This window comes from Micromonospora foliorum (assembly GCF_022229015.1).
GTDB classification, from domain to species: Bacteria; Actinomycetota; Actinomycetes; order Mycobacteriales; family Micromonosporaceae; genus Micromonospora; species Micromonospora foliorum.
This window is the reverse complement of record NZ_JAKKFF010000230.1, coordinates 1-3,171: the sequence shown is the minus strand read 5'-3', so window position 1 is coordinate 3,171 and position 3,171 is coordinate 1. Positions and strand designations below refer to the sequence as shown.

Below are 3,171 nucleotides of genomic sequence, written 5' to 3'. Positions count from 1 at the left end.
AGCACCGCCGGGTCGCGGTCGGGGCGACGCGCCGGGTCGGCGCGGGCGAACCACGCGAGGTCAGCACCCCGGCACCGGCGGGCCGGAGCCGACCCGCCGGCCCGTCATGACGGACCGGGTTGGTTGCTGACAGAATTATCGCCATGTCCGACGTTCCCGCCCGGCCCCGCGTCTTCTCCGGCATCCAGCCGACAGCCGACTCGTTCCACCTCGGCAACTATCTGGGCGCGGTGCGGCACTGGGTGGCGCTACAGGACACCCACGACGCGTTCTACTGCGTGGTGGACCTGCACGCCATCACCGCGGGGCACGACCCGGCGCTGCTGCGCCAGCGGACCCGGGTGGCCGCGGCCCAGCTCTTCGCGGTCGGGCTCGACCCGGAACGCAGCACCCTGTTCGTCCAGTCGCAGGTGCCCGAGCACCCGCAGTTGGCCTGGGTGCTCGGCTGCATCACCGGCTTCGGCGAGGCCAGCCGGATGACCCAGTTCAAGGACAAGTCGCAGAAGCAGGGCAACGAGCGGGCCAGCGTCGGGCTGTTCACCTATCCGGTCCTGCAGGCCGCCGACATCCTGCTCTACCAGGCCAACGCGGTGCCGGTCGGCGAGGACCAGCGCCAGCACCTGGAGCTCTCCCGGGATCTTGCCCAGCGGTTCAACTCGTTGTTCGGCGCGACGTTCACGGTGCCCGCGCCGCACATCGTCAAGGACACTGCCAAGATCACCGACCTGCAGGACCCGACCGCGAAGATGTCGAAGTCGTCGTCCTCGCCGGCCGGCATCATCGACCTGCTCGAAGACCCGGCCCGGTCCGCGAAGAAGATCCGTTCGGCGGTGACCGACACCGGTCGGGAGATCGTCTTCGACGCCGAGACCAAGCCGGGTGTGTCCAACCTGTTGACCATCCACTCGGCGCTCAGTGGCCGCAGCATCGACGAGCTGGTGGCCGCGTACGCGGGCCGTGGCTACGGCGACCTGAAGAAGGAGCTGGCCGGGGTGGTGACGGACTTCGTCCGTCCGATCCAGGAGCGCACCCGCGCCTACCTCGACGATCCGGCGCAGCTGGACAAGCTGCTCGCGGCCGGCGCGGAGAAGGCCCGTGCGGTGGCCGCGACGACCCTGCGGTCCGCGTACGAGCGGGTGGGGTTCTTCCCGCCCGTGCGCGGCGAGTAGGCCCGCGGTACAGGTGGACGGGTCGGTGGTCGGAGGGGCGGCGCGAAGCGTGGATCGCAGTGGCGGGGTGCCGCCGACCGGCGACACCATCCAGATCGGCATCGCGGTGGACATCCCCGAGCCGTGGGGTGCCCAGCTCACCCGGCGGCGGGTCGAGGCCGGTGATCCGCTGGCGGTGCCCGCGCACGTGACGTTGCTCGGTCCCACCGAGATCCGGACGGCCAACCTGCCGGCGGTCGAGCGGCACCTGGCCGCCGTCGCCGCCGCGCACCTGCCGTTCACGCTGCACCTGCGGGGCACCGGCACGTTCCGTCCGGTCACCCAGGTGGTGTTCGTCGCGGTGGCCGCCGGGATCAGTGAATGCGAGTTGCTGGCCGCGGCCATCGCCGCGGCGCCGGGCCTGCACCGCGAGCTCCGCTTCCCGTACCATCCGCACGTCACCGTGGCTCAGGACGTGGCACCGGAGGCCCTGGACAAGGTGTACGAGGATCTGGCCGACTTCTCCGCGATGTTCGAGGTCGACGCGTTCACCCTCTTCTCGCACAGCGGGCAGGCCAGGTGGCAGCCGCGTCGCGACTTCTGCCTCGGCACCTGAAGCGCCGGCAACCGGACCGCCGGCACCTGAAGCGCCGGCAACCGGACCGCCGGCACCTGAAGCGCCGGCAACCGGACCGCCGGCACCTGATGCGGCGGCGACGCGCCGGCCGGCGAGCATCGGGAGCCGGTTGCCCCTACAGCGGTGGGAGATCGGCGAGGATGATCGCGTGAACGTGATCGGCCGGATTGAGGCGGGCATCGACCGCTGGGTGAGCGCCGCGCGCCACCGGTCGGGGCTCTTCGATCATGTGTGGCGGGCCGGCGTGCTGTACGGCGAGGTGCTGGCCGGTCGGTTGGCCGCCGCGATCGCCTACTACGGCTTCTTCGCGGTGTTCGCCCTCGCCCTGGTCGCGTTCTCCATCTTCGGCGCGATCCTGGAGGACAACGACGAGGTCAGCGCGGCGGCGGCCGACTTCCTCAAGGAGAATCTGCCGTTCCTGGACGCCGAGCAGATCGCCAACTCCAGCGGCACGGTCGGGGTGGTCGGCCTGGTGATCCTGGTCTTCACCGGGATCGGCTGGGTGGAGGCGATCCGGTCCTCCCAGCGGCTGATGTACCAGCTCAACCAGCAGCCGGGCAATCTGGTGGTGCGGCGGCTCGTCGACCTGGGCGTGATGATCGGCGTCTTCGTGCTGCTCGGCGTCTCGGTCGCGGCGGTGGACGCGTTGGAGTCGCTGCTGCGGTTCCTGCTGCGCAGCACCGGCTCGGTCGGTCTGACCACCATCAGCGCGGTGCTCAGCGTGCTGGTCAACACCGTGCTCGCCACCGCGCTGCTGCTGGCCGTGCCCCGGCTGCGGATGAGCCGGTCCCGGCTGCGCCCGGTGGTGGTGCTGGTGGCGGTCGGTATCACGCTGCTGAACACCGTCGGGCGGTACTACGTGGTGCGGACCGAGCGGAACCCGGCGTACACGGTGGTGGCCGGCGCCGTCGGTCTGCTGCTCTACCTCTACCTGCTCAACCAGCTGGTGCTGTTCGGCGCGGCGCTCCTCGCGACCAGCACCAACGGCCGAGTCGTGGACCTGGCGGAAACTCCCGCGCCGGCGAAGGATGTCGACGAGGGCATCGATCCCGGTACGCCGGGCGGTGCGGGCTGATGACGGAGGGCGCGCAGGTGCTGATCTCGGTCGACCCGGACTCGTCGGTGCCCCCGTACGAGCAGGTGCGCGTGCAGATCGCCGAGCTGATCGGCGACGGCCGGTTGCCGGTGGGCGGCCGACTGCCGACCGTCCGGCAGCTCGCCGCCGACCTGCGGTTGGCCGCGAACACGGTGGCCCGCGCCTACCGGGAGTTGGAGGTGGCCGGGCTGCTGGAGACCCGGGGGCGCAACGGCACCTTCGTCGCCCCCGGGCGGGACGACGCCGTCGACCGGTTGCAGCGCGCGGCGGCCGGCTACGCGGCGGAGGCG

The 3,171-nt window shown here is 71.5% G+C and carries 4 protein-coding genes; all 4 read left to right on the top strand.

Annotation, left to right across the window (positions count from 1 at the left end; genetic code table 11):
• Positions 1 to 143 precede the first annotated feature (143 nt).
• On the top strand, positions 144 to 1,169 hold the full coding sequence (trpS, locus tag PSH25_RS17475) for a tryptophan--tRNA ligase (protein ID WP_238660091.1): 1,026 nt from the start codon (positions 144 to 146) through the stop codon (positions 1,167 to 1,169).
• Positions 1,170 to 1,182: 13 nt separating this feature from the next.
• The gene (locus PSH25_RS17470) at positions 1,183 to 1,764 is read left to right on the top strand and encodes a 2'-5' RNA ligase family protein (RefSeq protein ID WP_372492806.1); all 582 of its coding nucleotides are present in this window, start codon (positions 1,183 to 1,185) and stop codon (positions 1,762 to 1,764) included.
• A 169-nt stretch (positions 1,765 to 1,933) separates the two neighbouring features.
• Positions 1,934 to 2,860 carry a YihY/virulence factor BrkB family protein gene (locus PSH25_RS17465; RefSeq protein ID WP_238660089.1) on the top strand — a complete coding sequence of 309 codons (927 nt, stop codon included), beginning with the start codon at positions 1,934 to 1,936 and terminating at the stop codon, positions 2,858 to 2,860.
• Positions 2,860 to 3,171 (top strand): GntR family transcriptional regulator (locus PSH25_RS17460; protein WP_238660088.1); only part of this gene is annotated, 312 nt, incomplete at its 3' end. The genes PSH25_RS17465 and PSH25_RS17460, both read left to right, overlap by 1 nt.

Bases quoted from the DNA above. Each gene is read 5' to 3' on its own strand.
- trpS (WP_238660091.1), top strand. From the start codon at position 144: ATGTCCGACGTTCCCGCCCGGCCCCGCGTCTTCTCCGGCATCCAGCCG.